The 24862-nt window shown below is 70.4% G+C and carries 20 protein-coding genes; 7 read left to right on the forward strand and 13 right to left on the reverse strand.

Going from position 1 to position 24862, the window contains the following annotated elements:
• The first annotated feature begins 23 nt into the window (after positions 1–23).
• The gene (locus RCO38_RS21750; protein ID WP_308330539.1) at positions 24–1592 is read left to right on the forward strand and encodes a M48 family metalloprotease; all 1569 of its coding nucleotides are present in this window, start codon (positions 24–26) and stop codon (positions 1590–1592) included.
• Here the strand turns inward: RCO38_RS21750 and RCO38_RS21755 are convergent.
• On the reverse strand, positions 1575–1925 hold the full coding sequence (locus RCO38_RS21755) for a phage holin family protein (protein WP_308330540.1): 351 nt from the start codon (positions 1923–1925) through the stop codon (positions 1575–1577). The two genes, RCO38_RS21750 and RCO38_RS21755, sit on opposite strands and share 18 nt — an antisense overlap.
• A gap of 78 nt (positions 1926–2003) precedes the next feature.
• Positions 2004–2759, reverse strand: a complete 756-nt coding sequence (locus RCO38_RS21760; RefSeq protein WP_308330542.1) for a TerC family protein — start codon at positions 2757–2759, stop codon at positions 2004–2006.
• 343 nt (positions 2760–3102) lie between these two features.
• Between RCO38_RS21760 and RCO38_RS21765 the strand changes: the two genes are divergently transcribed.
• Complete coding sequence (locus RCO38_RS21765) at positions 3103–3537, forward strand: DUF3717 domain-containing protein (RefSeq protein ID WP_308330543.1); 435 nt, start codon at positions 3103–3105, stop codon at positions 3535–3537.
• Here the strand turns inward: RCO38_RS21765 and RCO38_RS21770 are convergent.
• Complete coding sequence (locus RCO38_RS21770; RefSeq protein WP_308330544.1) at positions 3519–4286, reverse strand: MBL fold metallo-hydrolase; 768 nt, start codon at positions 4284–4286, stop codon at positions 3519–3521. The genes RCO38_RS21765 and RCO38_RS21770 overlap by 19 nt on opposite strands.
• Before the next feature lie 223 nt (positions 4287–4509).
• A complete protein-coding gene (gene purB / locus RCO38_RS21775; protein WP_308330545.1) occupies positions 4510–5922 on the reverse strand; it encodes an adenylosuccinate lyase in 1413 nt (470 codons plus the stop codon).
• Between the two features lie 113 nt (positions 5923–6035).
• Between purB and RCO38_RS21780 the strand changes: the two genes are divergently transcribed.
• The gene (locus RCO38_RS21780) at positions 6036–6650 is read left to right on the forward strand and encodes a glutathione S-transferase N-terminal domain-containing protein (RefSeq protein WP_308330546.1); all 615 of its coding nucleotides are present in this window, start codon (positions 6036–6038) and stop codon (positions 6648–6650) included.
• A gap of 15 nt (positions 6651–6665) precedes the next feature.
• Here the strand turns inward: RCO38_RS21780 and RCO38_RS21785 are convergent, their stop codons facing one another.
• From RCO38_RS21785 to glnE, 9 genes are all read right to left on the reverse strand, one after another.
• On the reverse strand, positions 6666–7112 hold the full coding sequence (locus RCO38_RS21785) for a nuclear transport factor 2 family protein (RefSeq protein ID WP_308330547.1): 447 nt from the start codon (positions 7110–7112) through the stop codon (positions 6666–6668).
• A 6-nt stretch (positions 7113–7118) separates the two neighbouring features.
• Positions 7119–7979 (reverse strand): SDR family NAD(P)-dependent oxidoreductase, encoded by an 861-nt coding sequence (locus RCO38_RS21790; protein ID WP_308330548.1) that lies wholly within the window; start codon positions 7977–7979, stop codon positions 7119–7121.
• A complete protein-coding gene (locus tag RCO38_RS21795) occupies positions 7976–8518 on the reverse strand; it encodes a DUF3833 domain-containing protein (RefSeq protein WP_308330550.1) in 543 nt (180 codons plus the stop codon). Before RCO38_RS21795 ends, RCO38_RS21790 begins: the two co-directional genes overlap by 4 nt.
• Positions 8515–9861, reverse strand: a complete 1347-nt coding sequence (locus RCO38_RS21800; protein ID WP_308330551.1) for an MFS transporter — start codon at positions 9859–9861, stop codon at positions 8515–8517. Before RCO38_RS21800 ends, RCO38_RS21795 begins: the two co-directional genes overlap by 4 nt.
• Positions 9862–9868: 7 nt before the next feature.
• The gene (locus RCO38_RS21805; protein WP_308330553.1) at positions 9869–10435 is read right to left on the reverse strand and encodes a chalcone isomerase family protein; all 567 of its coding nucleotides are present in this window, start codon (positions 10433–10435) and stop codon (positions 9869–9871) included.
• Positions 10436–10452: 17 nt separating this feature from the next.
• Complete coding sequence (locus RCO38_RS21810) at positions 10453–11661, reverse strand: cyclopropane-fatty-acyl-phospholipid synthase family protein (RefSeq protein ID WP_308330554.1); 1209 nt, start codon at positions 11659–11661, stop codon at positions 10453–10455.
• 20 nt (positions 11662–11681) lie between these two features.
• The gene (locus tag RCO38_RS21815) at positions 11682–12482 is read right to left on the reverse strand and encodes a DUF1365 domain-containing protein (protein WP_308330555.1); all 801 of its coding nucleotides are present in this window, start codon (positions 12480–12482) and stop codon (positions 11682–11684) included.
• The gene (locus tag RCO38_RS21820) at positions 12479–13888 is read right to left on the reverse strand and encodes an NAD(P)/FAD-dependent oxidoreductase (protein ID WP_308330556.1); all 1410 of its coding nucleotides are present in this window, start codon (positions 13886–13888) and stop codon (positions 12479–12481) included. Before RCO38_RS21820 ends, RCO38_RS21815 begins: the two co-directional genes overlap by 4 nt.
• A 483-nt stretch (positions 13889–14371) precedes the next feature.
• Positions 14372–17161 (reverse strand): bifunctional [glutamate--ammonia ligase]-adenylyl-L-tyrosine phosphorylase/[glutamate--ammonia-ligase] adenylyltransferase, encoded by a 2790-nt coding sequence (gene glnE, locus RCO38_RS21825; protein WP_308330557.1) that lies wholly within the window; start codon positions 17159–17161, stop codon positions 14372–14374.
• 14 nt (positions 17162–17175) lie between these two features.
• On the opposite strand from glnE, the gene RCO38_RS21830 reads away from it, so the two are divergent.
• Genes RCO38_RS21830 through RCO38_RS21845 form a run of 4 tightly spaced genes read left to right on the forward strand, consistent with a single transcriptional unit; the run spans position 17176 to position 24862 of the window.
• Positions 17176–21345: a YhdP family protein gene (locus RCO38_RS21830; RefSeq protein ID WP_308330558.1), complete on the forward strand. Its 4170-nt coding sequence runs from the start codon at positions 17176–17178 to the stop codon at positions 21343–21345.
• Positions 21346–21373: 28 nt separating this feature from the next.
• On the forward strand, positions 21374–22180 hold the full coding sequence (locus RCO38_RS21835; RefSeq protein ID WP_308330559.1) for a carbon-nitrogen hydrolase family protein: 807 nt from the start codon (positions 21374–21376) through the stop codon (positions 22178–22180).
• Between the two features lie 4 nt (positions 22181–22184).
• Positions 22185–24182, forward strand: coding sequence for a two-component system sensor histidine kinase NtrB (locus RCO38_RS21840; protein ID WP_308330560.1), 1998 nt, complete (start codon positions 22185–22187; stop codon positions 24180–24182).
• Between the two features lie 41 nt (positions 24183–24223).
• On the forward strand, positions 24224–24862 hold the full coding sequence (locus tag RCO38_RS21845; RefSeq protein ID WP_308330561.1) for a response regulator transcription factor: 639 nt from the start codon (positions 24224–24226) through the stop codon (positions 24860–24862).

Raw genomic sequence — 24862 nt, forward strand, 5'->3', positions numbered from 1 at the left:
GGGCTTGGCGGCATCATACGGGGATGCTTCCACCCGTTCGCTCTCCGATGTTGCCGCCATTTCGCCGCTGGTCCGTCGCCGTGCTGGTCGCGGCACTGCTACTCCCGCCCTCCGCGGTCACGCTGGCCCAGTCGGGCGTCAACCTGCCGTCGCTGGGCGATGGCGCGGGCATGTCCATCGCGGCCGAGCGGCGGCTGGGTGACAGCATCGCGCGCGACCTCTACCGCGACCCGGACTACCTGGACGATCCGGTGCTGGTCGACTATCTGCAGACGCTCTGGCAGCCCCTGCTGGGCGCCGCGCGGGCGCGGGGCGATGTGCCGCCCGAACTGTCGGACCGGCTGGCCTGGCAACTGCTGATCTCGCGTGACAAACGGGTCAATGCGTTCGCGCTGCCCGGCGGCTATCTGGGTGTGCATCTCGGGCTGGTGGCAGCGACCGAGACGTCGCCGGAGCTGGCCAGCGTGCTCGCCCACGAACTCAGCCATGTGTCGCAGCGCCACATTGCGCGCATGCTCTCCAAGCAGGACCAGGCGGCGCCCTGGCTCATGGGCGCCCTCATCCTGGGGGTGTTGGCGGCGCGGGCCAATGTGGATGTGGCCAATGCGGCCATTGCCGGCAGCCAGGCGGTGGCGATCCAGAACCAGCTCAACTTCTCGCGCGACATGGAGCGCGAGGCCGACCGGGTCGGCTTCGGCGTGCTGACCGGTGCCGGATTCGAGCCGCTGGGCTTTGTGACCATGTTCGAGAAACTCCAGCAGGCGGCCCGGCTGAATGACGACGGGTCGTTCCCCTATCTGCGCAGCCACCCGCTGACCAGCGAGCGCATGGCCGACATGCGGGCCCGGGTGCCGCTGGCCGAAGCGCCGCCGAGCGGTCCGCGCGTCGGTGCGCCGGTGGCGGGCCCGGCGGCCACGCCGCCCAAGGCCCTGCATTCATTGATGGCGGCCCGCGCCCGGGTGCTGTCGGAGAACGGCCCCGACCGCCAGCGCGCCTGGCTGCAGGCAGGTCAGGCGCCCAACGCGGCGCCCGCCGCCCAGTACGCGGCCGCCCTGTCGGCCCACCGACTGGGGCAGTCGGCGCAGGCGCTGTCCATCGCGCGCCAGGCCCGTGTGGCCGCAGCGCCCGGCACCCAGGGCACCTGGGATCTGCTGCAACTGGAAATCCTGGCCGGGCCGCATGCCCGCTCGCTCAACGACGCTTCGCTGGTGACGCTGAGGGACCAGGCGCTCGCCGGGAGCACCCGGGCCGATCTGCTGCTCGGAGCGCAGGCGGCGCTGGCGAGTCCGGGGGCGCTGGCCGGGGCGGCGGCCCGCCTGCAGGCCTGGGTGGTGGCACAGCCGAAGGATGCGCAGGCCTGGCAGACGCTCTCACGGGTGCAGGCCGCGCTGGGGCAGCGCCTGCGATCGGTGCGTTCGGAGGCCGAAGCGCGGGCGGCGCAGATGGACTATGCCGGGGCGGCCGACCGCCTGCGCGCCGCGCAGATGCTGCCGCCGGCGGAGCGCAACGCCGATCCGATGGAACTGGCCATTGTCGACGTGCGCCGGCGCGAAGTGGAGGAACTGCTGCGCGAATCAGCGCGACAGGAGTGACTTCACCGCGGCATCCACCACCAGCATGATCGCCGAGTAGATCAGCGATCCCAGCAGCGCGGCGCCGAAACCGTTGACGTGGAAACCGTCCAGCACGCTGGCCGCAGCCCAGAACAGCAAGGCGTTGATCACGAACAGGAACAGGCCCAGCGTGATCACCGTGACCGGCAGGGTCAGCAGCACAAGGATCGGCCGCAACACCATGTTGAACAGCCCGATCACGAACGCGGCGATCAGCGCCGAAGTGAAGTTCTGAACCTGCACCCCGGGGTACAGATAGGCCACCAGAAGCAAGGCGCAGGCGGCGAGCAGCCAGGTCACGATTGTTTTCATGCGGCCAGCATAGCACCGGCCATGAGAAAGGGCGGCCCCTTTCGGAAGGCCGCCCCAGGGCGCAGAGAGCTTGGCCGATCAGGCGCCGGCTTCTTCCGCCGGCTTCTGGCGCGAGGCCACGAACTTGCCGATGGCCAGCACCAGCAGGGCGCCGGCAATGTGGGCGGTCCAGTACAGGGTGTCGGAAATGACGGCCAGACCCTTTTCGTCCACGGAGCCCAGCTTGGGCATCCAGGTCCACTTGTCGGGGTTGACGAAGGCCGGGTCGGTCACCAGCATGCCGCCCGCGATCCAGCCCAGCAGCATGCCGCCGGCCACGATGATCACCGGGAAGCGGGCCATCAGCTTGATGACCAGGGTGCTGCCCCAGACGATGATGGGGATGGAGATCAACAGGCCCAACACCACCAGCAGCAGCGAGTGCTCGCCCGCGTTCTGGGCGGCGCCGGCGATGGCAATCACGTTGTCCACGCTCATCACCAGGTCGGCCACGATGATGGTCTTGATGGCGGCGAACAGCTTGTCGCTGCCCTGGATGTCGCCGTGTCCGTCTTCATCGGGTGCGATCAGCTTGATGCCGATCCAGACCAGCAGGATCGCGCCCACCAGCTTGAGGAAGGGCACGTTCAGCAGCGTCATGGCGAAAGCGATCAGGACCACGCGCAGGATGATGGCGCCCGCCGTGCCCCAGATGATGCCCTTGGTGCGCTGTGCGGGGGGCAGTTTGCGGCAGGCCAGCGCGATCACGACCGCGTTGTCGCCTCCGAGCAGGATGTCGATGATGATGATTTGTCCCAGGGCGACCCAGAACTCGGGTGAAGTCAGGAAATCCATTGGCTGCCTCGTTGTGTGGTGATGGGCCCATACAGGCCGCTTCCGGCGCAGACCGACCCTGGGCGCCAGATGGTGGACATCGGCGCGAAGGGGCAATGAGGCCTTGATCGGTCCGCAGGGACGGTCCAAAGGTCTTGCTCAGGCCGGTGGCGGGCACCGGGCTCGGATCGCCGGAAGCATGTGCTTCGTCCTGACGACGACCCGAACGGGCAGAAACGGTGCGCGGGGCGCGGTTCCCTCCCGGAGAGCTACTCCCCTTCGAGTCCGGCGATTGTAGCGGCGCGGCCTCCCGTCCGACGCTGGTCGCAGGTAAGCACTTTCCACACCGTATCATCGCCGTCCCATGGCCGGCATCCACATCACCGACATCGAGGCCGCCATCAACTACTGGCGTGAGCGCTCACCCTCGCCCGACGCAGGTGCGCCTCTGGCGCCGCCACTGCGCGCCCTGGCCGAGGTCTATGCCCTGATGGCCTACCACCGGCAGACCGAGGCGGACGAAGCGTGGCTGTCGCAGGCTGCGCGCCAGGCCTGGCTGGCCTGGTTCGACACCACGCCGGACACGCCCTGCATCGCCATCTGCTCCACCAGCCAGGGCGACGAGGTGTGCAAGGGCTGCGGCCGCAGTTTTGACGAGGTGCAGCACTGGACGGCCATGAGCCCGGCCGAAAAAAGGGGGGTCTGGCGGCGCATCACCCTGCAGGGCGACGCCTGGCGCTTCAACCGCTACGCCGAGCGGGCGATTGAAGAGAAAAAGGGTCAGGCAGGGACCGTGTAGTTCGCCTGTGTCACGTTGTCGATGCCACAGGTCAGGTCGCCGATCCAGCCGATGAACTCCTTGACCGCGTCGCCGGCCAGCGGGGCGCCGTGTTGCGGCACGATCATCTTGATCGGCAGGTCCCGCACCATGTTCGCCCACAGCCGCAGGATCTTCTGCGAGACCATGTAGCGGCGGTGGAACCCCTCCATGCGGGCCAAGTGGGGCGCCAGGCTGGTGATGGGCGTGGAGGCGTCCTTCGACGTGCCCAGCGACACGCCCAGGTCTCCGGAGAACAGGATCCGGCTGACCGGGTCCCAGAACTGGAAGTTGCCCTCCGCGTGCATGAAGTGCGCCGGCAGGGCGATGATTTCGCTGCGCCCGAGCTTGATGCGCATGCCGGGATCGGGGATGCCGACGATGCGGCCGGCGGTCTTGCCCGGCTTGCAGAAATGGGGGGCGAAGCGCTCCCACAGCTTGGAGATGTAGAGCGTGGCCTGGGTGCTGGTCATCCAGCGGTCCAGCGAGGCGATGATGTCCGGGTCGGCGTGGGAGGCCAGGATCTCGGTGAGCTTGTTCGGCGGGAAATAGCGGCCGATGGTCAGCAGCAACTCGTTGTAGGCCATGTTGCCGCCCGGATCGATGATCGCGCCCTGGTCGCCGTCGATCACCAGGAACTGGTTGGCCTGGACGGCCTCGCCGCCCTCGTCGCTGAGGTGGGCGAACATCAGGCAGACGTGCCCGTTCTGGTTGAACAGTTCAATGGCCATGGCCGGGGCTCCTCGGGCGCGCGTCCACCCTCCGTTGGGCGGCAGTTGTTAAAAAATGCAAGCGGAGGACTGTAGGGCCGTGACCCGCCAGTGCCGCTTGCGATATGTCAAACCACAACCACACTGTGCATGAAAAACCGCACAACGATGCGGCTTGCTCCGCCCGAGAAGCAAAAGGGCCGGACGACTGGCGCCCGGCCCCGGTCAGATTTATTCAAAAGAATTACGTGCGGCGTGCCAGTTCGGCGGCCTTGCCGACGTAGCTGCCCGGCGTCATGGCCAGCAGGCGGTCCTTCTCGGACTGAGGGATCTCCAGACTGCGGATCAGCGCATGCAGGGCCTCGGCCGTCACGGTCTTGCCGCGCGTGACTTCCTTGAGCTTCTCGTAGGCGCCCTGCACCCCGAAGCGGCGCATCACGGTCTGGATCGGCTCGGCCAGCACTTCCCAGGACGCGTCGAGGTCGGCGGCCAGCGCCTCTTCATTGAGTTCCAGCTTGTTCAGGCCGGTCATGAGCGAGCTGTAGGCCAGCACCGCGTAGCCCAGACCGACACCCATGTTGCGCAGCACGGTGGAGTCCGTCAGGTCGCGCTGCCAGCGGCTGACCGGCAGCTTTTCGCTCAGGTGCTTGAGCACCGCGTTGGCCAGGCCCAGGTTGCCTTCGGCGTTCTCGAAGTCGATCGGGTTCACCTTGTGCGGCATGGTGGACGAGCCGATCTCGCCGGCTTTGAGCTTCTGCTTGAAGTAGCCCAGGCTCACATACCCCCAGATGTCGCGCGCGAGGTCGATCAGGATGGTGTTGGTGCGGGCGATGGCGTCGAACAGCTCGGCCATGTAGTCGTGCGGCTCGATCTGGATCGAATATGGCTGGAAGGTCAGGCCCAGGCCCAGAGGTTCGGGCGTTTCGATGACCTTCTTGCTGAAGGCTTCCCAGTCGAAGTCGGGCCAGGCGCTCAGGTGGGCGTTGTAGTTGCCCACGGCGCCGTTCATCTTGCCCATCAGCTTGACGGCGGCAATGCGCTCGCGTGCGCCAGCCAGACGGACGACGACGTTGGCCAGTTCCTTGCCGACGGTGGTCGGGCTGGCGGTCTGGCCGTGGGTGCGGCTGAGCATGGGCACGTCGGCGAACTGGTGCGCCATCTCGCGCAGGCGTGCGATCACCTGGTCCAGTGCGGGCAGCAGCACCGCGTCGCGGCCGCCCTTGAGCTGCAGGGCATGGCTGGTGTTGTTGATGTCTTCGCTGGTGCAGGCGAAGTGCACGAACTCGGCGGCCTTCTCCAGCTCGGGGCGCGCGTCGAACTTGGACTTGATCCAGTACTCGACGGCCTTGACGTCGTGGTTGGTGGTCTTCTCGATCTCCTTGATGGCCACGGCATCGGCCTCGGAGAAGTTCTTTACCAGGCCCATCAGGTAGGTGCGGGCACCGGGCGAGAGCGGTTGGAACTCGTCGAAACCGGCGTCGGACAGGGCGATGAACCAGGCGATCTCGACCTGCACGCGGCGGTGCATGTAGCCTTGCTCGCTCATGAACGGGCGCAGCGGCGCCAGCTTGCCGGCGTAGCGGCCGTCCAGCGGCGAGAGGGCGGAAACGGGGGTGAGGGTGCCGTTGGCGGCGGAGGGGGCAGAGGTCGGGCGCATCCCCGGATTGTAGAAGGCGGGTCCGGCGCCCGGCCGATCTCCCGCCCCGGGCACGGGCCAGGGCTGCGCTCGCTAAAATGGCTTGCCCAGGGACCCCCACAACTCCATTCCTCATGAAACTCATCGGCGCCGTCACCAGCCCGTACGTCCGCAAAGTGCGCGTCGTCATGGCCGAGAAAAAGCTCGACTACCAGTTCATCCAGGAAGACGTGTGGTCGGCCGACACTTCCATCGCCACCTCCAACCCGCTGGGCAAGGTGCCCTGCCTGATCATGGAAGGCGGCGAGGCGGTGTTCGATTCGCGCGTGATCGTGGAGTACCTGGACACGCTCTCGCCGGTGGGCAAGCTGATTCCGCCGTCCGGCCGCGAGCGCGCCGAGGTCAAGACCTGGGAGGCGCTGGCCGACGGGGTGATGGACGCCGCCATCCTGGCACGGCTGGAGGCCACCTGGCCCGGCCGCAGCGAGGAGCAGCGTTGCCAGGCCTGGATCGACCGCCAGATGGCCAAGGTCGACGCCGCGCTGGTGGCCATGGCGCGTGGCCTGGGCGACAAGCCCTTCTGCTCGGGCATCCACCTGAGCCTCTCCGATCTGGCCGTGGGCTGCGCGCTGGGTTATCTCAGCTTCCGCTTCCCGCAGCTGGAGTGGCGCACCACGCACCCCAACCTGGCGCGTCTGGCCGACAAGCTGGCGCTGCGCCAGAGCTTCGCCGACACCCGCCCCAGCTGAACCAGCCCCCGGTGGTCAGCGGCTGGCCTGGCGCCTGAGCCAGCGCATCAGCGAGCCCAGCACGGGCAGCTTCTCGTACAGCTCTTCGGCCGCGTCCCAGTAGTCGCGGTGGTCGCTCACGCGGCCGTCTGCTGCCAGCCGCAGGTGCGAGCCGCCGCGCACCACCTGTTCGGTGTGGGTGTCGAAGCGGCGCATGCGGAAGCGGAATTCCCAGACCAGGAAGGCCTGGTCGCCGTCGACCAGCTGGCCGGTCACGACGAAGCGCGGCTCATGCAGCGAGGCGAACATGTGCTCGAAGATGCGGCGGATCGCGGGCAGTCCGCGCACGTCGTTGAACGGGTCCTTGAAGCGCGCGTCGGGCGTGTAGAAGCTGCCCAGCCGGTCCAGGTCCTGCGGCTGCAGGCGCGCATAAAAGTCGGCCAGCCGCTGGACGGCTTCGCGCAGGTTGGTGGTGGAGGTCATGCCGCTTTATAGACCGGTGGCGCGGTGCACCAGCGGGAAATAGGCGCGGTACGGCAGCAGGCGCAGCAGCTTCATCCAGAACGTGAAACGGCGCGGAAAGTGGACCTCGAACCGGCCGGCCGCGATGCCTTGGAGCATGGCCCGGGCCGCCTCGTCGGGCGAGATCAGCGCCGGCATCGAGAAGTCGTTCTGCGCCGTCAGCGGCGTTTTCACGAAACCGGGATGCACCACGCTCACGCCGATTCCGCGCGGCGCCAGGTCGAGGTGGAGGGTCTCGGCCAGGTGGGTCAGCGCGGCCTTGGTCGGGCCGTAGGCCAGGCCCTTGGGCAGGCCGCGGAACCCGGCGACGCTGCTGACCAGGCTGATGTGGCCCTGGCCACGGGCGGTCATGGCCGGCAGCAGGGCGTCCAGCAGGTTCAGCGCCCCGCCGTAGTTGATCGCCATGTGGCGCTGCATCTCGGCCAGGTCGAAGGCCTCGGCCCGCAGGGCGCGGTAGTGGCCGGCGCAGAACAGCAGCACATCGACCGGCCCTTCGGCCAGCACGGCACGGGCGGTCCGCGCCACGGCCCGCTCGTCGGTCACGTCCAGGGGCCAGGCCTGCACCGGGGCGGGCTGGCCCAACCGGGTGTGACGGTCCACCAGCGCCTGAAGGCCGGTCTCGCTGCGCGCGGAGGCCAGCACGGTGGCACCGAGGCCGATCAGCTGCTCCGTGGCCGCCAGGCCGATGCCGCTGGAGGCGCCGACCACCCACACCCGCAGGCCTTGCCAGACACCGATGCGCGGGTTGAACGGGCCCCACAGACTGGGGCCGCCGCGCGGCCGGGCCGCGCCGGCGGCGGATTCGACAAAGCTGCGGTGGGTGCTCATGAGGTCCGCCGAACGAAACTGAGCGTGACCTCGCCCAGGCGGATGCCGAACTTGCTCATCACCGCCTTGTTGAGCATCACGCGCTCGTCCAGCAGGTACATCCAGTCGTCGAACTGCACGTTCCAGACCCGGCCATCCACCGGCAGCGCCAGCGTGTAGCCCCAGCGGAAGGCGTTGCCCGCGGTCTGGCCCTCGGCCACGCCCACCACGTCGTCGGCGCGGCCGGTGTAGCGGCCGTTGCCCTCGTGCTTCAGGCGCCAGACGCGCTTCTGGGTGGTGCCGTCCGAGTAGGTGAAGTCCTCGTCGAGCACGCCCTCGTCGCCGTTCCAGCTGCAGCGCATCACCACGGTGAAGCGCCGCACCACCTGGCCGCTGCGGTCGGTGAACACGCCGTAGGCGTCCAGCGTGCCGTTGAAGTACCGGCGCAGGTCCAGCGCGGGTTTTTCGGTGGCGTAGTCGCCCACCTGCGGACCGGCACAGCCGGTGAGGGCGAGGGTGGCCGTTGCGGCGCCGGCGGTGAGCAGCAGTCGTCTTTTCATGGGTGGGCTTTCAGGGTGTCGGGCAGCGGCGTGCGCGGCGAGGCGGGGCGGATGACCAGGACCTGCAGCAGGCCGGCGGCCAGCAGCTTCAGGCCGCAGGGCAGCAGGCAATAGGCGACGGTGAGCGTCCACAGGGCCTGTGGATCGCGCGCGCCGGGCTGGTAGCCGAAGGCCCCCAGCAGTGGCAGGGCCAGGCCGGCGGCCAGGGCCAGGTTCAGCTTGGCGGCGAAGTTCCACCAGCCGAGGTAGGCGCCCTCGCGCTGTCCGCGTTCACCCAGCTCGTCCATCAGGCCCGTCAGCAGCGCCGAGGGCAGGGCCAGGTCGGTGCCCAGGGCCACGCCGGAGAGCGCGCAGACGATCAGGAAGGCGGGCACATCGCCCGTGCCCAGCGTGGCGGCCCAGACAAAGACCCCCACCGACAGCGCCATGCCCGCCAGCCAGCTGCGCGCCAGGCCCAGGCGCGGCACCAGCCGCACCCACAGCGGCAGCGAGAGCGCGGCGCACAGGAAGTAGGTGGCCAGGAAGGCCGGCTCGACGGAAGCCGGCGCCTCCAGCCGGTCCTGCACGAAAAAAAGAACGAGCGTGGCGGGTACGGCGCTGGCCGTGCCGTTGACCACGAACACCACCAGCAGGCGCACGAAGCGGGGCTGGCGCAGGGGGTGGGCCAGCGTGTTCTGGTGCGCCAGCCCCCCCAGCGTCAGGCCGCGTGCCGTGGGCACCACGGCGGCGCTCCAGGCCCACCAGCCCAGCGCCAGCAGCACCGCAAACGCGGCCACGGTGGCGCCCAGGCCCAGGGTGCCCGGCAGCACGGCGGCGGTGAGCACGCCCACCAGGGCCAGGCCTTCGCGCCAGGCGCTGACGCGGCTGCGTTGCGCCTCGGTGCCGCCCAGGCGCGTGCCCCAGGTCTGGTGCGCCACGCTGGCCACGCTGTAGGCGGTGTAGGTGAGGGCCATCAGCGCGCCCGCCCAGGCCAGCAGCGGCGCCACGTCGCCGCGCAGGGCCGGCGGCGGAAACAGCAGGCCCCACAGACCCAGGGCCAGCACCACCGCCGCCGCCGCGCCCGCGCCCAACACAAGGCGGTGGCTGCGGGCGAACAGCCGGTCGATCCAGCGGCCGATCCAGGGGTCCAGCAGCGCGTCGAACAGGCGCGCCGCCAGCAGCACCGCGCCCAGGGCCGCCAGCGGCACACCGAACGAACGCGCGTAGTGGTTGGGCAGCACCACGTACAGCGGCAAGGCGACGAAGGCCAGGGGCAGGCCCAGCAGCCCATAGCGCAAGCCGGCGCGCCAGGCGCCGGGCGCGGTGAAGCGCTCGGCGGGGGCGAGGGTGGTGCTGGTGTCCATGGGTGGTTCAGCGTGCGGCCCCGGCGATCAGGGCTTCGCGCAGACGCGGTTGCGAGGTGCGCGGCGAGAGCCAGATGCCGAAGAAGCGCTCGGCGAACACCGGGTCGTCGACCACGCCGCGCAGGCGGCCGTTGTAGTAGAAGTGCGCGCCCCGGCCGGGCAGGTGCACACCCATCAGCCGGTCGCCGGGCGCGACGTCCGGGAACACGCGCTCCATGGCGGCTTTCCACTCGGCGGCCTGGGTGGGCGCCAGCGGCGCGATGTCCTGCATCTCGTCGATCGAACGCTGGGCGATGTCGGCGCCCTTGAAGGCGCGCCGGTACTGCAGTTCCAGCGCCAGGCGCTGCTGCTCGAAGTCTTCGGCCCGAAACGCGGGCGTGGTGTAGAGCGTGGCGACGTAGACCTCGAAGCCCCAGTAGCGAAATAGCGATTGCCCGCGCGGCGCCTTGCCCGAGAGCGCGGCCTCGGCGGCCTCGGCCGGCGTGTTGGCCTGCACCGGGGCGGCCAGGGGAAGCCACAACGCCGCGGTGATGGCCACCATGGTGAAGGCTCGCTGTGGCAGGGGGTGTCGCACGGCCGGTCCTCCTGCGGTCAGGCGGGCTTGCGCAGGGTGAACTGCACGACGTCGGTATTGCCCTCGTCGAAGGCCGCCTCGCAGTAGGCAAGGTAGAACTCCCAGGTGCGCAGGAAGCGCTGGTCGAAGCCCTGCTGCAGCACCCGGTCCTGCTGCAGCAGGAACTGCTGGCGCCAGACCCGCAGCGTCTGCGCGTAGTCGGGGCCGAAGTGGAACTGGTCCACCACCTGGAGGCCGGCGCGTTCGGCGGCGGCGCGGAACTGCGAAGGGCTGGGCAGGCAGCCACCCGGGAAGATGTACTGCTGGATGAAGTCGGTGCCGGCGACGTAGCGCTCGAACAGGTCGTCGCGGATGGTGATGCTCTGGATGCAGGCGCGGCCACCGGGCTTGAGCAGGCGCGAGACGGCATTGAAATAGGTGTCCCAGTACTCGCGACCCACGGCCTCGACCATCTCGATCGAGCAGATCGCATCGAACGGCGCATCGCCGATGTCGCGGTAGTCCTGCAACCGCAGGTCGGCGCCCGGGTTGCGCTTCTGCGCGAACGCCAGCTGTTCGGTCGAGAGCGTCACGCCGGTCACCGCGGCGCCGAATTCGGTGAGGGCCTTTTCCGCCAGCGCGCCCCAGCCGCAACCGATCTCCAGCACGCGGTCGCCCGGCTGCACGCTGGCCATGCGCAGCGCGCGCCGCACCTTGGCGTGCTGCGCGGCCACCATGTCCATCCCGGGCTGCTCGTACAGCGCCGACGAGTAGTTCCAGGTCTCGTCCAGCCAGAGCCCGTAGAAGGCGTTGCCCAGGTCGTAGTGGGCGTGGATGTTCCTGCGGCTGTTGGTCTTGCTGTTGCGGTTGAGCAGGTGGCGCAGGCGGTAGGCCAGCCGGCCGATCCAGGAGCCGTAGACCACATCCTCCAGCGCCTCGCGGTTGGCGATCAGCAGGCGCAGCAGGTCGGACAGCTGCGGCGTGCTCCAGTCGCCGGCAATGTAGCTTTCGGCGAAACCGATGTCGCCCGACCTGAGTGCGGCACCGAACACGTTCCAGTTGGCCAGTCGCATCGAGGCCAGTGGCCCGGCGCCTCCCCCGAAGCGGTGCACCGTCCCGTCGGGCAGCTGCAGCGTGAGCGAGCCATGGCGCAGGCGCTGCAACAGCTGCAGGGTGGTGCGGGCGGCGGCCGGGGCGTGGCGGGGCAGGGACAGGCCGGCGCTTTGCGGGGCGGTGGTGCTGTTCATGTCGTCTCAGATGGCAAGGGTCAGCGGGAGGCCGGGTGGCCGGGGGTCACGAAGTCCGTCGGCGCGGCGGGCTGGCGGAAGAAGGGCGCCTGCTTGAGCCACAGGCGCAGGGCCTGCCAGTGGATGCGGGCGATCACGCCCAGCGTCATCAGCGGGTGGCCCCAGAGCGCGCGGCGGGTGCTGGCGGCGTCCAACGGCTGCAGCGTGCCGCTGACGCTGGTGCGGATCAGGGCTTCGGCGCCGGGCTCGTCGTGGAAGTCGATGCGCACCACGGTGCGGTCCTCGCCGCCGTGCTGCGTGCGCATGAAGACGAAGCGGTATTCGCCGCGCACCGGCGCAAAGGGAGAGACGTGGAAGACCTTGTCCGCCGTGACCGCCACGCCGTGGCGCGGGGCATCGAGCAGGTAGCAGTGGCGCTCGCCGAAGGTGTTGTTGACCTCGGCGAGCACGGCGCGCAGCGTGCCGTCGGCGCGGTGGCAGTACCAGAAGCTCACCGGCTTGAACACGTAGCCCAGCACGCGCGGGTAGGTGTGCAGCCAGACCTCGCCGTCCGCGTCGCCGATGCCGTGCAGGGCCAGCAGGCCGTCGAGCCAGGCCAGGCAGTCGGCCCCGCCGTCGCCGTGGTCGCGGTCGTGGAAGGCCAGCGCGGCGGCGCGGTTGCGCGTCAGCGCGCCGTTGCCGTGCGTGCGCAGGCTGCGCAGCGGCAGCATCAGGAAGAAGGTCGGGTAGGCGAAGGCGTGGGCTTTCGGACGCGAGCGCGCGTGGCGCACCTGGCCGAAACCGACCAGGGCCTGCGTGGCGCGAGCTGCGTCCGTGTTCATGCGAACACCCCGGGCAGGGCGGTGTCGCGCTGCTCGGCGGCCGAGCGCCGCGGCAGCAGGTCGTGCGCCATGATGAGTTCGCGCGCCGCGCGCAGGCCGGCCTTGAGACCGTCCTCGTGGAAGCCGTAACCCATCCACGCCCCGGCGTAGAAGGTGTCGTGCCGGCCCTGCAGTTCGACCATGGCCTTCTGGGCGCGGATCGCGGCCAGGTCGAACACCGGGTGTGCGTAGTCGTATTCACCGATCACGGTCGCCGGATCGATGGCGCGCTGCGGGTTGAGCGAGACGATCACCGGCGTCTCCACCGGCAGCGGCTGCAACTTGTTGAGCAGGTAGTGCAGGCAGACTCGCGGCTCGTCGCTGGCGCCGCCCGCCTCGTAGTTCCAGGCCGCCCAGGCCTTCTGGCGCTGCGGCAGCACCGAGGCGTCGGTGTGCAGCACCGCGCGGTTGGGCTGGTAGCGCACCGCGCCCAGCGCCTCGCGCTCCTCGGGCGTCGCGGCCTCGCCCAGGATGGCCAGCGCCTGGTCGCTGTGGCAGGCCATGACGATGGCGTCGAAGCGTTCGACCCGGCCTTCGGTCACCACGCGCACGCCTTGGTCGTCGCGCAGCACACTTTGCACGGGGCTGTTCAGGCGCCGGTCCGGGATGCGGGCGACGATCTTCTCCACATACTGCCGCGCCCCGCCGGCCACCGTGTACCACTGAGGCCGGTGGGTCACCTGGATCAGGCCGTGGTTGTGGCAGAAGCGCACCATGGTCGCGACCGGGAAGCGCAGCATCTGGTCGGTGGGGCAGCTCCAGATGCAGCCCATCATGGGCAGGAAGTACCAGTCGCGGAAAGCGGCCGAGAAGCGGTGGCGCTCGAGAAAGTCGCCCAGCGGCTCCAGCAGCGGGCTGTCGGCGCCCAGGTCGTCGCCGCGCCGCGCCAGCTTCGTGGTCAGGCGGTTGAAGCGCAGGATGTCGGCCAGCATGCGCCAGAAGCGCGGGTTGCGCAGGTTTTCGCGCTGCGCGAACACGGTGGAGAGGTCGCTGCCGCTCCACTCCAGTGCCGATCCGCGCGGCCCGGCGCCCGGCGCCTGCACGGAAAACGACATGTCGGACGGCGCGATCGGCACGTCCAGCTGGTCGAACAGTGCCAGCAGGTTGGGGTAGGTGCGTTCATTGAGAACGAGGAACCCGGTGTCGACGCCGAAGGTGGTGGGGCGGCCCTGGGTGTCCGGCAGGGTCACGTCGACCGTGTGGGTGTGGCCGCCGAAGTAGTCCCCGGCCTCGAACAGGGTGAGTTCGGCCAGGCCGGTCAGCGTATGCGCGGCGGCCAGACCGGCAATGCCGGAGCCGACGATGGCCACGCGAGGGCGGCGGATGGGTGCGCCGCCGATCGAGGCGGGTTGGTGGGCCGAGTACATGGCTCAGCCCTGGAAGGCCACCGCCCCGTGGGAGCGGCGGAGAGGGGAAGAAGAAAAGCCTGCGAAGCGCCCCGACGCGAAGGAGGGAGGGAGGGAGGAGGAGGAGAAGCGCCTCGGGATTTCATCCGCCACGACGGGCGAAAGGCTTCGCAGTGCATAAATCTGAACATCCGACGGCACCACCTTTGGTGCCATCGTGAAAGCATTGAGCGGATTCGCGGCGGAAAAGTTCCGCGGTGTGATGACCATATGCCCTCCGGTGGCTGATGTGCCGAATTGAACTGTTCGGTTTTATTGTGACTGATCAGTCACAAAACGACCGAAACATTCTTTCCGACACCCATGTCGGGCGGAGGGTTATTGCCGGAACGGACCCGCGCGGCGGCGGAGCGGGGGGGCTGCGGGCAGCCGCCGGGCCGCCCCAAGGCTGGCCCAGCCCCATAGGGGGGGGCAGCGACCCGCGCCAGCGGTGGAGCGTGGGGGCTATACCGCCTTGCCCAGCGCGTGGCGCCAGAGCGCCTGCACCGCAGCCGCCATGCCGGCGGCGGCCCCGGCCGGGATCTGCGTCGGGGCCTCGTCCAGCCGGGCACGGTGCTGGATCGCGCGCAGCTCGCGGTAGGCGTCGGCGGCTTCCTGGCCCACGCCCATGGGCAGCAGACCCACGGCTTCGGCGCGTTGCAGCAGGGCGATGTTGCCCAGGTTGCCGCGCAGTTCCGGGTGTTCACCCGAGTGCGCCAGCACCAGGTACTGCACCACGAACTCCACGTCGACCATGCCGCCGGGGCTGTGCTTGACGTCGAACTGCTCGCCGCGCACCGGGTGGGCGCCGCGCACCTTCTCGCGCATGGCGACGATCTCCTGCGCCAGCGCCGCGCGGTCGCGCCCGGCGGTGATGACGGCCTCGCGCACGGCGTCGAAACGCGGCAGCAGGTCCGGCATGCCCATCACGAATCGGGCGCGGGTCATGGCCTGATGCTCCCAGGTCCATGCCGTGTTGCTGCCGCGGCCGCGCTGGTAGTTCTCATAGGCCGTGAAGCTGGTCACCAGCAGGCCCGAGTTGCCGTTGGGGCGCAGCGCGGTGTCGATTTCGAACAGGTCGCCCTCGCCGGTTTTGACTTGCAGCCAGTTGATCAGCTTGCGCACGAAGGCGGCGTAGACCTCGCTGGCGTTCTCGTGGTCGTCCTCGTAGACGAACACGATGTCCAGGTCGCTGCCGTAGCCCAGTTCCTTGCCGCCGAGCTTGCCGTAGCCGATGATGGCCAGCGCCGGCTCCTCGCGGTGGCGGTTCTTCAGCCGCGCCCAGCACCAGCGTGCGGTCACGCGCAGCACCGCATCGGCCAGCGCGCTCAGGTCGTCGGCCACCTGCTCCACCGTCAGCACGCCCTCGATGTCGCGCGCCAGGGTGCGGAACACCTCGGCGTGGTGGGCGCGGCGCAGCAGGTTCAGCAGCTCTTCCTCGTCGTCCTCGCCGGTGCGGCGCAGCGCGTGGCGGCGGTCTTCGAGATCGGCCTCGAACTGGGCGGCGTCGAACCGCTCTTCCATGAGCTGGCGACTGGCCAGCTCGTCGATCACGCCCGGGTGCTTGAGCAGGTAGCGCGCCGGCCACTTGGCCGCGCCCAGGATGCGCAGCAGCCGTTCGTGCACCGAAGGCCGCTCCTGCAGCAGCGCCAGGTAGCTCTCGCGCCGCAGCAGCGGCTCGATCCAGTCGGCCAGGCGCAGTGCGGCCTGTTCGTTGACGCGCCCTTCGTCGAGCCAGGCGCCGGTGCGCTGCACCAGGCGCACCAGACGAAGGCGCGCGTCCTCGCGCAGCGCCAGCACCCGCGGGTGCTGGCACCACTGCGCCACCTTCGCAGCAAAGGCCTCGGGCAGGCCGGCCATCACACCCTGCAGGTCTTCCACCGCGCCGCGCGAGCCGTTCTTGTGGCAGCCCTTGCCGTTGCAGCCGCCACCCGGCGCGCCGCCGAGCAGGATGTCGAACTCGTGGGCCACGGTCTCGCGGTGGGTGTCCAGGGCGCACAGGAAGGCGCACATGTCGGGGAAGCCCAGGGTCGCGGCGATCCAGGCGAGGTCGTCGTCGCGGGTGGGGATCAGGTGGGTCTGCTGGTCGTCCAGGTACTGGATGCGGTGCTCGACCTTGCGCAGGAACTCATAGGCCGCGGCCAGCGCATCGGCCGTGGTGCGCGGCATGAGGTTGGCCTTGGCCACGCGCTGCAGCGCGTCCAGCGTGGGCCTGGTGCGCAGTTCGGGGAACTGGCCGCCGCGCACCACCTGCAGCAGCTGCACGGTGAACTCAATCTCCCGGATGCCCCCGCGCGAGAGCTTGACGTCGTTGGCGCGGCCCGGGTTGCCGGCGGCGCGCTTGGCCGCGTGGTCGCGGATCTGGCGGTGCAGGGTGCGCAGCGAGTCGAAGACGTTGTAGTCCAGGTACTTGCGGAACACGAAGGGCAGCACGGCCCCGCGCAGCGCGCTGGCGCTCTTGTCGGCGATGCAGGCGGCCGGCGCGATCACGCGGCTCTTGAGCCAGGCGAAACGCTCCCACTCGCGGCCCTGCACCAGGAAGTACTCTTCCAGCGCGCCCAGTGACACCGCGGCGGGGCCGGAGTTGCCATTGGGCCGCAGCGCCAGGTCGACCCGGAACACGCAGCCGTGCTCGGTGGTCTCGCCCACCGTGTTGTAGATGTGCTTGACCGCCTTGCCGAAGTACTCGTGGTTGCTGATGCGGTGGCGCCCTGCCGCGTTGCCGGCGGTCTCGCCGTCGGCGTCGTAGACATAGATCAGGTCGATGTCGCTGGAGACGTTGAGCTCGCGCGCACCGAGCTTGCCCATGCCGATCACCCAGAGCTGGGCGCGCTGGCCGTTTTCGGCCTGCGGTGCACCGTGCAACTCGTCCAGATCGGCGAAAGCCAGCCGGCAGGCCTGGTCCAGGGCCAGCTCGGCCAGTTCGGTCACGGCGCGGGTGATGTCTGCCAGCGACCCGCCCTGTTCGCAGTCCAGCACCACCAGGCGCTCCATCACCAGCTGGCGCAGCACGCGCAGGGCGGCGGGCATGGGCAGGCCGCGCTCGGTCAGTGTGGCCAGACAGGCGTTCATCGCCGCCTTCACCGGTGGGCCCGGCGGCAGGCAGCCGAGTTCGTTTTCGTAGCGGCGCCGCACCCGCTGCACGAAGCGGGAGTGTTCGGCCAGACGGAGGTGCAACGGGGTGTCGGCGGGGTTCACATTTGGCGACAAAGCAGAAACCGACGCTGCGGAACCGTCGAGGGGGCTGACCGTCATAATTTGCGTTGGATATGAATCAAAGCCCGGCCCCAGCCGTCCCTGCCTCAAGAACCCAGAAGACCTGGTCGGCGATCACTCGGCTGTTGCTGTGGATGGTGCTGACGGTCTGGATCCTGTTCGCACTCACCTGGGGCACCTTGCATTTTTGGATTGTGCCGCGAATCGGCGAATGGCGTCCCGACCTGGAACGCTGGGCCAGTGCGGCGGTGGGGGTACCCGTCCAGGTGGGGGCGATCCGCGCCGAATCGCAGGGCGAGGCCAGTGCCCGCGCCGGCTACCTCCTCCGTCTGGTGCCCGCGCTCGAACTCAGCGACGTGCGCCTGCTCGACCCCCAGGGCCGGGAGGCCCTGCGGCTGCCGACGGTGCGGGCGGCGGTGTCGGTCACCTCGCTCTGGCGCCTGGGCTTCGAGCAGCTGCTGATTGAGGCACCGGTGCTCGACATTCGCCGCACGCCGCAGGGGCGCCTTGAAATCGCCGGCCTGGATTTTTCGGGTCCGCAGACGGGCGACCACCGCGCCGCGGACTGGTTCTTCTCGCAGGCCGAGTTCGTGATCCGGGGCGGCACCGTGCGCTGGACCGACGAACTCAAGGGTCAGCCCACGCTGGCGCTGAGCGATCTGAGTTTCGTGGCCCGCAACCGGGTGCGCAGCCACCTGCTGCGGCTGGACGCCACGCCGCCGCCCGAATGGGGCCAGGCCTTCAGCCTGATGGCCCAGATGCGTGAGCCCCTGCTGGACCTCGGGCCGCAGCCGCCCGGTCAGGCGCCCTGGCACAACTGGAGCGGCGAGGTCTATGCCGATTTCCCGGCGGTCGACGTCTCGCGCCTGAAGGCCTATGTGGACCTGTCGGAATGGGGCGTGGAAGTGCGTGCCGGCAACGGCCGTCTGCGCGCCTGGGCCGATGTCGAGCGCGGCCAGGTGGCCGGTGCCACCGTGGACATGGGGCTGCGCGAGGTGGCGGCGCGCCTGGGTGCCCGGCTGCCCGAGCTGGCGCTGGAACGGGTCGATGGCCGGGTGGTGGCCCAGTGGGGCGCGCAGGGTTTTCAGGTCACCAGCGACGACCTGGGCTTCCGCACCCGGGACGGCCTCGACTGGCCCGCCAGCAGGCTGCGGCTGGTGCACGACAACGGCCTGTCCCGCGGGGCGAACGCCAGCGCCTCGACCGCGGTCGAGGCCGACCGCCTGGATCTGGCGGCGCTGGCGGCGCTGGCCACGCGCGTGCCCCTGCCCCAGGCCAGCCGCGACCTGCTCACCAGCCTGCGTCCGGCCGGTCGGGTCGAGGGGCTGTCGGCGCGCTGGCAGCAGGCGGTGGCGCCCGCGGCGGTCGCGGGCCAGGCGCCACCGGCCTCGACCATCACCGCCTACCAGGCCAAGGGGCGTGTCAGTGGCCTGGCACTGGCCGGCCAGCCCAGCGGCCGCATGTCGGCCTACGGGCCCTACCCCGAGCTGGGCCGACCCGGAGTGGTGGGTGCCAGCGCCGAATTCGACCTTCACCAGGACGGCGGCAAGGCGCGCGTCTCGATCACCGATGGCGCGCTCGAGCTGCCGGGCATGTTCGAGCAGCCGCAGATTCCCATGAGCAGCCTCCAGGCCGACGCCCGCTGGAGCGTCTCGGGCGAACGCATCGAGGTCTGGCTGGACAACCTGCGCCTGGCCAACGCCGACGCCGCCGGCACCGGCCGCCTGCACTGGACCACGGCCGACCCGGCGCGCAGCAGCGCCAAGTCCCGCTTCCCCGGCGTGCTCGACCTCAGCACCACCCTCACCCGCGCGGCCGCCACCCAGGTGCACCGCTACATGCCGCTGTCGGTCGGTGCCGACGCGCGCCGCTACGTGCGCGAGGCGATCCGCGGCGGCGCCTCCGACCGGGTCGACTTCCGGGTGCGTGGCGATCTCTGGGACCTGCCCTTCCACCAGGTCGGGGCCGACGGCGAGTTCCGCATCACCGCGGCGCTCAGGGGCGTGGACTTCGCCTACCTGCCACCCTACCTGCAGGAGGCCGGCGCACCGGCCTGGCCGGCCCTCAAGGGCGTGGACGGCCAGCTGGTGCTTGAGCGCGCCTCGCTGAAACTCGGTGGGCTCAGCGCCGGGGTCGAAGGCTTGCCGAAGCTGCGCCTGGGCGAGGGCGAGGTGCTGATTCCAGACCTCATGCAGGCACCGCGGGTCGAGGTCGGCGCGCGCACCCAGGGGCCGGCCGCCGAGGTGCTGCAGTTCGTGCAGGGCTCGCCGCTGGACGGCCTGCTGTCCGGCGCACTGTCCAAGGCCACCGGCACCGGCAGCACGGCGGTGGCATTCAAGCTGCAGCTGCCGCTGGAAAAGCCCGAGCAGTTCACGCTGCAGGGCAGCGTGCAGCTGGCGGGCAACGACCTGCGCATCACGCCCGATGCGCCCCTGCTGGAGCGCAGCAGCGGCAGCGTGGCCTTCACCGAGCGCGGCTTCCGGCTGGCCGATGCCCGCGCCCGCCTGTACGGCGGCGACGTGGTGCTCGAAGGCGGCCTCCAGCCCGACGCCCGCGGCGTGTCGCGCGTCGAGTTCCGCGGCCAGGGCAGCGCCACCGCCGAGGGCCTGCGCGACGGCGGGCTGGGTTTCGTCTCGCGGCTGTTCGCCAGCGCCAGCGGCAGCGCCGCCTACACCGCGCGCCTGGGCTTCCGGGGCGGGGCGCCAGAGATCAGCGTCACCAGCTCGCTGCAGGGCCTGGAGGTGAACCTGCCGGCGCCCCTGTCCAAAAAAACCGAGGACGTGCTGCCGCTGCGCTACGACAACACCGTGGTGGGGCTGGCGTCCGAGGGCGGCGACGAGGTGGCGCGTGCCGACCGGCTGGCGGTCGAGATCGGCCCAGGGGTGCAGCCCCTGCTGTCGCTGCAGTACGAGCGCGACATCACCGGCGCCGAGGCGCGGGTGCTGCGTGGCAGCCTGGGCGTGGGCCTGCAGGCCGGCGAGACCGCGCTGTTGCCGCCGCAGGGCGTGGCCGCCAACCTGCGGCTGGCGCGCATCGACGTCGACGCCTGGGAGCGGGTGTTCAGCGCCGCCAGCGGTGTCGACGTGCGCGGCACGGCCACAGGGCCCGGCGCCGCGCCGGCCCAGGCGGCCAGCCTGAGCTACCTGCCGACCGTGCTGGCGGTGCGCGCCGGCCAGGTCGATCTGGACGGCCGCCGCTTCAACAACGTGGTGCTGGGCGGCTCGCGGGAGGGCACGCAGTGGCGCGCCAACGTCGACGCCGACGAACTCAACGGCTATGTCGAGTACCGCCAGGGGGCCGGCGGCAATGCCGGCAGCGTCTACGCCCGGCTGGCGCGGCTGGACCTGGCGCCCAGCGCCGCGGCCGACGTCGAGCAGCTGCTGCAACAGCCCAGCAGCGTGCCGGCGCTGGACATCACGGTGGAGAACCTGGTGCTCTCGGGGCGCCAGCTCGGACTGGTGGACATCCAGGCCGTCAACCGCGGCACCGGGCGCCAGCGGGAATGGCGACTGAACAGGCTCAATGTGCGCGTGCCCGAGGCGCGGCTGATCGCCAGCGGCAACTGGGCCGCCACCGGGGACGAGGGCGCCGCGCGCCGCACCCGGCTGGACTTCCGGCTGGACGTGGACGACGCGGGCCGGCTGCTGACCCGCTTCGGCCGTGCGGGCGTGGTGCGTGGCGGCAGCGGCCACATCGAGGGCGAGATCGGCTGGCTCGGGTCGCCCTTCACACTGGACTACCCCAGCCTCTCGGGCGAGATGGCGGCCAGCTTCGAGAGCGGCCAGTTCCTCAAGGTTGAGCCGGGGGCGGCCAAGCTGCTGGGCGTGCTGAGCCTGCAGGCGCTGCCGCGGCGCCTGAGCCTGGACTTCCGCGACGTGTTCTCTGAGGGCTTCGCCTTCGACTTCGTGCGCGGCGACGCCAAGATCGCCCAGGGCGTGGCGACCACCAACAACCTGCAGATGAAGGGCGTCAACGCCGCCGTGCTGATGGAGGGCAGCGCCGACATCGTGCGCGAGCAGCAGGACCTCAAGGTGGTGGTGGTGCCCGACCTCAACGCCGGCACCGCCTCGCTGATCGCCACCGCCATCAACCCGGCCATCGGCCTGGGCACCTTCCTGGCGCAGTTCCTGCTGCGCGAACCGCTGCAGGCGGCCACCACCCAGCAGTTCCACATCAGCGGCGGCTGGGCCGACCCCAAGGTCGAAAAGATCGAAAAGAAGTAAAAACGCACACCGACACCAAGGAGCATCCATGAAAGTCGCCGCCATCCAGATGGTCTCGGGCATCAGCCTGGACGCCAACCTCAGCGCCGCGCGCGCCCTGCTCGACCAGGCCGCCCGCGCCGGGGCCGAGCTCGCGGTGCTGCCCGAGTACTTCTGCTTCATGGGCCAGCAGGACGCCGACAAGCTGTTGCTGGCCGAACAGACCGGCCTGGGCACGGTGCAGGATTTCCTCTCCGACGCCGCGCGCGATCTCAAGCTGTGGATCGTCGGCGGTACCCTGCCCATGGCCACCGACGACCCCGCCCACGCGGCCAACGCCTCGCTGGTCTACGACCACAAGGGCCACTGCGTCACCCGCTACGACAAGATCCACCTGTTCCGCTACGACAACGGCCGCGAGGCCTACGACGAGGCCGCGGTGCTGCGGGCCGGCGACACGCCGGTGACATTCGAGATGCAGACCCGCCACGGCGAGCACTGGCGCGTGGGCATGAGCGTCTGTTACGACCTGCGCTTCGGCGAGCTCTACCGCATGCTCGCGGCCGACCTGCTGCTGGTACCCGCCGCCTTCACCCACACCACCGGCCAGGCCCACTGGGAAGTGCTGCTGCGCGCCCGCGCGATCGAGAACCAGGCCTACGTGATCGCCAGCGCCCAGGGCGGCGTGCACGAGAACGGGCGCCGCACCTGGGGCCACAGCATGGTGATCGACCCCTGGGGCCAGGTGATGGCGATGCAGGCCGAAGGCCCGGGCGTGGTGCTGGCCGACATCGACCTCGAACGGCTGCACGCGGTGCGCGAACAGCTGCCCTCGCTGCAGCACCGCCGCCTCTGAAGCGATGAAACGACCGCCGCGGCGCTGGCTGCTGTGGGGCGCGCTGCTGCTGCTGGTGGTGGTGCTGCTGGTGGTGCTGGTGTTCCTGGCGGCGAAGTACGAAGAATCGCGCGACCAGGAGGCGCTGGAGCGCGACGCCGCCGCGCTGGCTGGCGACATCCGCAGCGGCCTGGTGCGCAACGTGCAGACCCTGCAGGCGCTGCACAGCGTGGCACCCACCGCGGCGTCCTGGCAGGACCCGGCCGCCGAGCTGCTGGACCAGCACCGCGAGCTGGTGAGGCTGGAGTGGCGCGACGCCGGCCTGCGCCTGGTGGCCGAGCGCGATTCGTCCTACGTGGCCGGCCTGTACGGCCAGATGGCGCGTGCCCAGGCGCTGCCCGACGTGCGCCAGGCCTGCGAGAGCGCTCAGCGCGTGTCCGGGCCCTCGTTCTCGCCGAGCTACTTCTGGCCGATGAGCAGCGGCCTGGGCATGGAGCTGATGGAGATGTGCCTGCCGGTGGTGCGCACCGGCGCGGCCGAGGGCTACCTGGTGGCCACCTACGCCCTGCCCGGCCTGCTGTCCGAGCTGACCAACAAGGCGCTGCTGCGCCACCGCGGTCTGGCCTTCACCGAGGTCGATGGCACGCGTCTGGCGCTGCACAGCACGGTCTCGGGCAGCCGCAGCGTGCAGGTGGCCAACGCCCTGCTCGACCTGCCGGGCCACACGCTGATGCTGCGGCTGGAGAGCCCGCGCCGGGTCGCGGGCCTGTTCCCCAACGTGCTGACCGCGGTGGTGGGCGCGCTCTCGCTGGCCCTGCTGGCGGTGCTGGTGCTGCTGGGGCGCGACATGCGGCGGCGCCAGCGCGCCGAGACCGAGGTGGCCGAGGCGCTGGCCTTCCGCAAGGCGATGGAGAACTCGCTGGTGACCGGGCTGCGCGCGCGCGACATGAACGGGCGCGTGACCTATGTGAACCCCGCGTTCTGCCAGATGGTGGGCTTCTCCGCCAGCGAGCTGATCGGGTCCGGCCTGCCCGCGCCCTGGTGGCCGCCCGAGCTGGTGGACGAGTACCAGCAGCGCCAGGCGGTGCGGCTGGCCGGCCAGGTGTTCCCGCGCGAGGGTTACGAGTCGGTGTTCCAGCGCAAGGACGGCACGCGCTTTCCGGTGCTGATCATCGAGGCGCCGCTGATCGACGCACAGGGCACGCAGACCGGTTTCATGAGCGCCATCCTCGACCTGAGCGAGCAGCGCCGCGTCGAGGAACTCAACCGTGCCTCGCAGGAGCGGCTGCAGGCCACCGCGCGCCTGGCGACCGTCGGCGAGATGGCCTCGCTGCTGAGCCACGAACTCAACCAGCCGCTGGCCGCCATCGCCAGCTATGCCAGCGGCTCGCTCAATCTGCTGGACGACGCCAGCGCCCCGCCCGATCTGCTGCGCCAGGCCATGCAGCGCGTGAGCGAACAGGCCGAGCGCGCGGGCCGCGTGATCAAGAGCGTGGCCGACTTCGTGCGGCGGCGCGAGCAGGTGCGCGAGGCGGTGTCACCGAGCGATCTGCTGGACGCCATCACGCCGCTGCTGGGCCTGCAGGCCAAGAAGCTGGACATCCGGGTCGAGACCCGCATCGCGCCGGGCTGCCCGGCGGTGCTGTGCGACCGCACCATGGTCGAGCAGGTGCTGCTGAACCTGGCGCGCAACGGCATGCAGGCCATGCCCGAGGGCGACCCGCCGCTGGCCTCGGGCCTGCGCAGCATCCAGATCCACATCGCGCCGCGCCGCACGCAGACCGCCGACGGCGAGCCGCTGCGCAAGACCTGGGTCGAGTTCGCTGTCACCGACCACGGCCGGGGCCTGAGCGACGAGGTGCGCGAGAAGCTGTTCACGCCCTTCTTCACCACCAAGGCCGAGGGCATGGGCCTGGGCCTGTCTCTGTGCCGCACCGTGATCGAGCAGCACGGCGGCGCGCTGACCCATGAGCCGGCGCAGCCACGCGGCACGGTCTTCCGCTTCACGCTCCCCGGGGTGTAGCCCCACCCTCCGCCGCCGCGCGGGTCGCTATCATCCCGCCCATGACCCAGCATCCCGACGCCAAGGTGTTCATCGTGGACGACGATGCGGGCGTGCGCGATGCGCTGGCCTGGCTGCTGCGCACGCGCCGCCTGCTCAGCGAGTGCTACGAGAGCGCCGACGCTTTCCTGGCCGAGATCGGCCACTGGTCCTCCGAACCCGCCATGCCCTGCTGCCTGCTGCTGGACGTGCGCATGCCCGGCACCAGCGGCCTGGCGCTGTTCGAGCAGTTGCTGGCGCTGCCCTGGCAGTCGGCCATGCCGGTGATCTTCCTCTCCGGCCACGCCGACGTGCCGACCGCCGTCGACGCGGTCAAGCGCGGCGCCTTCGATTTCTGCGAGAAGCCCTTTTCCGACAACGCCCTGGTCGACCGCGTCGAGCAGGCGCTGGCGCGGTCGGCGCAGGTGCAGGAAGGGCGGCGCGCCCAGCGCAGCGTGCAGCAGCGCCTGGACAGCCTGACCGAGCGCGAGCGCGACGTCATGGACCTGGTGATCGCCGGCCTGCCCAACAAGCTGGTGGCCGACCGGCTCAACATCAGCGTGCGCACGGTGGAGGTCCACCGCTCGCGCGTGTTCGACAAGATGGGCGTCAAGTCGGCCGTCGAACTGGCCAACGCGCTGCGCCAGCTGGGGGCGCGCTGA

Origin of the sequence: Hydrogenophaga pseudoflava (genome assembly GCF_031020795.1) — a bacterium.
GTDB classification, from domain to species: Bacteria; Pseudomonadota; Gammaproteobacteria; order Burkholderiales; family Burkholderiaceae_C; genus Hydrogenophaga; species Hydrogenophaga pseudoflava_A.